This window comes from Caldimonas sp., from assembly GCF_046291045.1.
Taxonomy (GTDB): Bacteria; Pseudomonadota; Gammaproteobacteria; order Burkholderiales; family Burkholderiaceae_C; genus Caldimonas.
This window is the reverse complement of sequence record NZ_JBKBSL010000070.1, coordinates 1-5,055: the sequence shown is the minus strand read 5'-3', so window position 1 is coordinate 5,055 and position 5,055 is coordinate 1. Positions and strand designations below refer to the sequence as shown.

The window sequence follows — 5,055 nt, the reverse complement described above, 5'->3', positions numbered from 1 at the left end:
TTATCGGCTGTATCTTGTTAAAGAACCCACCACACAAACAAAACCATCGCTTCGTTTGCGTCGCCAACCAGTGATCAGCGAAGACCGAGATTATTGCAAGATTTTGATTTCCTTGTCAAGCACTCGGCTATTTCGTTTGCTTCGCCACATCAAGGGCCGCCCGCTTGGAAGAAGGAGGCTGTCTCGTTGCAGCAGCGAAGAACGAGACTGTAGCACGTTTTTCTGCGCCCCCGCCAGGCCCGCCGCCATGACGATGCCGGCGGGATGTAACGCTCAGCGCAACTCAGTGCACGGCGGTGTGGTCCCGGGCCGAATCCGACCGCAGCAACTGCCGGCTGGTCTCCTGCGGATCCTCGCTGGCCAGCACGGCCCCCAGGTGCTGCGCTAGCCGCCGGGTGTCAGCGCGCAAGATGCGCTGCTTGATGGGGGCGATCTGCGAGGGATGCATCGAGAAGCTGCGCAGGCCCATGGCCAGCAGCAAGGCGGTGAAGGCAGGGTCGCCGGCCATCTCGCCGCACACGCTCACGCCTTTGCCGGCCGCACGCGCGCAGGAGATGGTGTCGGCCACCAGGCGCAGCACTGCAGGGTGCCAGGGATCGTAGAGGTGGGCCACGGCCTCGTCGGCACGGTCGATGGCCAGCGTGTACTGGATGAGGTCGTTGGTGCCCAGCGAGACGAAGTCGAAATGCCGCAGGAAGCTTTGGACCAGCAAGGCGGCTCCAGGCACCTCGATCATCGCGCCCACCTCGATGTCGGTATACGGCAGGCCAGCATCGGTCAGCTGCTGCTTGGCTCGCGCCAGAGCCTCGAAGGTCTGGCGCACTTCGCTGAGGTGAGTGAGCATGGGGATCAGCAGGCGCACCTTGCCGTAGGCACTGGCGCGCAGAATGGCCCGCAACTGCATGCGGAACATGCTCGGCTCGGACAGGCTCCAGCGGATCGCGCGCAGTCCCATCGCAGGGTTGAGCGTGTGCTCGTGGCGCAGCTCGTTGTGGGACATGCGCTCCAAGGGCTTGTCGGCACCGATGTCGATGGTGCGGATGGTCACGGGCAGGCCCTGCATGGCCTGCACGGCAGCCCGGTAGGCCTCGAACTGTTCTTCCTCGCCGGGCAGTTCCCCGTTGCGATTCATGAAGAGGAATTCGGTGCGGAACAGACCCACGCCGACGGCCCCAGCCTGCAAGGCCCCTGGCGCGTCCTGGGGCAGCTCGATGTTGGCCAACAGCTCGACACGCTCCCCATCGAGCGTGACGGCCGGCGTGTGACGCAGCCGGGCCAGGCGCTCCCTTTCGAGTTCACTTTGGCGCTGGCGAAAGCGGTATTCCTCGAGCACGATGGGCGAGGGGTCGACGATGACCACACCGGCGTCGCCGTCGATGATGACCCAGTCGTCCTGACGGATGAGGTGGCTGGCCTCCCGCGCGCCGACCACGGCGGGAATGCCCATGCTGCGTGCGACGATGGCCGTGTGCGAGGTCTTTCCGCCCACATCGGTGACGAAGCCCTGGAAGATGCTGCGCTTGAACTGCAGCATGTCGGCCGGCGCGATGTCGTTGGCAATGAGCACGAGGGGATCCTCACCGCCCCAGTCGCCCGGGTTGGGCGCAGGCGGTGGCGTCAACACCGAGCCGTTGCGGCCCAGAACCCGCAGCAAACGCTCGACCACCTGCTCGATGTCGGCCTTGCGTTCACGCAGGTAGTCGTCCTCCATCTCATCGAACTGGCGCGCCAGGACTTCGAGCTGGGCCGACAGCGCCCATTCGGCGTTGTAGTGCCGCTCGACGATCCATTGCTTGGTGGCCCCGGTCAGCGCCTCGTCGTGCAGCAGCATCAGGTGGACGTCGAGCAGGGCCCCAAGCTCGGCAGGGGCATCCGAGGGCATGTCGCGCTTCAGGCCGGCCAGCTCCTCGGCGACGGCATCGCGCGCCCGGCGCAGCCGGTCGATCTCGGCCTCGACGCGGTCGGGACTGATGAAGTAATGGGCCACGTCCACGCGGCTGGAGGCCACCAGGACGGCCTTGCCGATGGCCACCCCGCGGGCGACGGGCAATCCGAACACTTGGAGGGTCATGCGCGGATGCTAGCAGCGCCCCCCGCGTGCGGCCATGCGGGACACCCGGAGCCGATGCGGCCTGTCCGCATAGCGCACCACCGGTCCTTGCCTTGGACGGCTCCCATCGGTCAGACTCGGGGGTGGACGCTACGCAGTGCCGGTGGCGTTGCCTGATCTGTGGAGGACGCGCCATGTCAGGACTCACGGGCCTGATCGAACGGAAGCTGGATGGCCTGCCGCGCAAGGTGGCGCTGGAGTGGCCGGGAGGGCGTGCAGGCACCCGAGATGCGGAGGTCCGGCTGCGGCTGCACGAGCCGCGCTGGCTGGGCGCGCTGGCGCGCGGGCAGATCGGCGCCCTGGCCAATGCCTACGTGATGGGCCAGCTCGACATCGACGGGAACATGCGCGACCTGATGGCCGTGGCGGCCCGGCTGGTGGGCGACCCGGTGGCGCAGGGACACCCCGCCTGGTGGCAGCGCTGGTGGCGCTCGGTGCAGTCCCGCCGGCGCCATCGCAAGGAACGTGATGCGCGGCAGATCGAGTTCCACTACGACGTTTCGGACGACTTCTATGCCCTGTGGCTGGACCCGCGGCGGGTGTATTCGTGCGCCTATTTCCGCGACACGGACATGACGCTGGCCCAGGCCCAGGAAGCCAAGCTCGACCACATCTGCCGCAAGCTGCAGCTGGGGCCGGGGCAGCGCTTCCTGGACATCGGCGCCGGCTGGGGAGGGCTGCTGTTGTGGGCCGCGCAGCACTACGACGTGCAGGCCGAGGGCATCACGCTGTCGCGTAACCAACACGCCCACGTGAACCGGCTCATCGACGAGCTGGGCCTGCGAGGCAGGGTGCAAATGCACCTGCGCGACTACCGCGACATGCCTGAGGATCGCCCCTATGACCGCATTGCCTCGGTGGGGATGTTCGAGCATGTCGGACGCGCCAACTTGGTGGGCTATTTCGACAAGATCCGCCGCCTGCTGGTGCCTGGCGGCCTGGTCATGAACCATGGCATCACGGCTGGGGGCGTGCACAACGCCCAGCTCGGGGCCGGGATGGGGGACTTCATCGAGCAGTACATCTTCCCCGGCGGCGAGTTGGAGCACGTGTCGGAGGTGGTGCAGGCTCTGACCGAGGGCGGACTGGAATTGCTGGACGCCGAGAACCTCCGCCCCCACTATGCGCGCACACTGTGGGCCTGGTCCGATGGGTTGGAGGCCCGACTGGACGAGGCGCGCGCCGTCACGAACGAGAAGACGGTGCGAGCCTACCGGCTCTACCTGGCCGGCTGCGCGATGAGCTTCGAGCGCGGCTGGATCTCGCTGTTTCAGCTGCTGGCCGCGCGGCCGAGCGGAGACCTGGGGCAGGGGTCGATGCGCGGCGCGCAGTCGGTCTATCCCTTCAACCGCAGTTATATGTACCGTTGAGGCTGGGGGATGCTTTACAAGTTCAGGTCCAAGGCGGCCGGCGACGTGATCATGATGGGTGTCCATGGCGATCATGTGATGCGCCTGATCGGCAAGACGCCGGGCCAAAAGGGCATCTTGGTGCCCATGGAGATGCCGGCGGCGATCGCGGCCCTGGAACGCGCCATCGCGCAGGAAGAAGCCGAACGCCGCCGTGCCGAGGAAGAGGCCCAGGCCGAGGGCCGCAGCCTGCCGCCGCAAGAGGGTGTGACGCTGCGGCAGCGGCTGTGGCCGCTGATGGAGATGATCCGGCGCTGCCATGAGGCCGACCAGGACATCGTCTGGGGCGTGTGAGGCCCCGACCCAACACTAGCGCAGGAGACCGCGATGAAACTGTGGAGCCACAACTGGAACGACGGACAGGCCATCCCCGAGCGCTACGCGGCCGGGCGCCCCGATCCGCAGGGCGGCGTGACCTTCTCGGACAACCTGAACCCACATCTGGCGTGGAGCGGGCTGCCGCCGGGTACGCAGTCGCTGGCGCTGATCTGTCACGATCCGGACGTGCCCAGCCGGGGTGAGGACGTCAATCAGCCCGACCGGGAGGTGCCGGCCGACCTGCCGCGGGTGGACTTCTTCCATTGGGTGATGGTCGATCTGCCGCCCACACTGAGCGAAATCGCCGAAGGCGAATACTCCCGGGGCTTCACGCCGCGCGGCAAGCCCGGACCAGCCACCCTGCACGGGGCACGCCACGGGCTGAACGACTACACGGGCTGGTTTGCCGGCCACCCCGACATGGCGGGGTCGTATTTCGGCTACGACGGCCCCTTCCCCCCCTTCAACGACGCCCTGGTGCACCATTATGTGTTCACGCTCTTCGCACTGGATCTGGCACGTTGTCCGGTCGAGGGAGCATTCACCGGTGCCCAGGTGCGCCAGGCGATCGCTGGCCACGTGCTGGGCTCGGCCTCCTTTGTGGGCACCTACACCCTGAATCGGCGCCTGCGCGCGGGCTGAACGACAATCGGGACGGCCGGAGATGCCGGCCGCTGCCGCACTGCCGTCCTGTTTCGCATGTCCCATCCCCTGCCCACCCGCATCTTGGCGATCCGTCACGGCGAGACCGCCTGGAATGTCGACACCCGCATCCAGGGCCACCTGGACATCCCGCTCAACGATACCGGCCGGCGCCAAGCCCAACGCCTGGCCCGGGCCCTGGCCGATGAGGAGCTCCATGCGATTTACAGCAGCGACCTCAGCCGCGCCTGGCAGACCGCGCAAGCGCTGGCCGAGCTCAGAGGATTGCCCGTGCACCCGGTCCCTGGCCTGCGGGAGCGGGCTTTCGGCCGTTTCGAGGGCCAGACCTTCCGCGAGATCGAGGCGCAATGGCCCGAGCAGGCCCTGCGATGGCGGCAGCGCGATCCCGAGTTCTGCCCGGAAGGCGGCGAGAGCCTGAATGTGTTCTACCAGCGGGTGGTCGAGCAGGCCGGGGCCCTGGCCTGCGCCCACCCCGGTCAGACGATCGCCCTGGTCGCCCACGGCGGCGTGCTGGATTGCCTGTACCGCGCCGCCACGCGGATCGACCTGCGCGCC

General features: G+C 67.5%; 5 protein-coding genes. 4 read left to right on the top strand and 1 reads right to left on the bottom strand.

Annotation, left to right across the window (positions count from 1 at the left end; all coding sequences use genetic code 11):
* Window positions 1-283: 283 nt before the first annotated feature.
* Window positions 284-2,071 (bottom strand): phosphoenolpyruvate--protein phosphotransferase, encoded by a 1,788-nt coding sequence (gene ptsP / locus ACK4ZD_RS15185; RefSeq protein ID WP_409663953.1) that lies wholly within the window; start codon window positions 2,069-2,071, stop codon window positions 284-286.
* A 173-nt stretch (window positions 2,072-2,244) separates the two neighbouring features.
* On the opposite strand from ptsP, the gene ACK4ZD_RS15180 reads away from it, so the two are divergent.
* The 4 genes from ACK4ZD_RS15180 to ACK4ZD_RS15165 form a co-directional block, all read left to right on the top strand.
* The gene (locus ACK4ZD_RS15180) at window positions 2,245-3,480 is read left to right on the top strand and encodes a class I SAM-dependent methyltransferase (RefSeq protein ID WP_409663950.1); all 1,236 of its coding nucleotides are present in this window, start codon (window positions 2,245-2,247) and stop codon (window positions 3,478-3,480) included.
* Between the two features lie 9 nt (window positions 3,481-3,489).
* Window positions 3,490-3,813, top strand: a complete 324-nt coding sequence (locus ACK4ZD_RS15175; RefSeq protein ID WP_409663947.1) for a DUF1840 domain-containing protein — start codon at window positions 3,490-3,492, stop codon at window positions 3,811-3,813.
* A gap of 33 nt (window positions 3,814-3,846) precedes the next feature.
* Window positions 3,847-4,479, top strand: coding sequence for a YbhB/YbcL family Raf kinase inhibitor-like protein (locus tag ACK4ZD_RS15170; protein ID WP_409663945.1), 633 nt, complete (start codon window positions 3,847-3,849; stop codon window positions 4,477-4,479).
* 57 nt (window positions 4,480-4,536) lie between these two features.
* The coding region (locus tag ACK4ZD_RS15165) for a histidine phosphatase family protein (protein ID WP_409663942.1) at window positions 4,537-5,055 on the top strand (519 nt) is incomplete at its 3' end.

Bases quoted from the DNA above. Each gene is read 5' to 3' on its own strand.
- ACK4ZD_RS15180 (WP_409663950.1), top strand. From the start codon at position 2,245: ATGTCAGGACTCACGGGCCTGATCGAACGGAAGCTGGATGGCCTGCCG.
- ptsP (WP_409663953.1), bottom strand. From the start codon at position 2,071: ATGACCCTCCAAGTGTTCGGATTGCCCGTCGCCCGCGGGGTGGCCATC.
- ACK4ZD_RS15175 (WP_409663947.1), top strand. From the start codon at position 3,490: ATGCTTTACAAGTTCAGGTCCAAGGCGGCCGGCGACGTGATCATGATG.
- ACK4ZD_RS15170 (WP_409663945.1), top strand. From the start codon at position 3,847: ATGAAACTGTGGAGCCACAACTGGAACGACGGACAGGCCATCCCCGAG.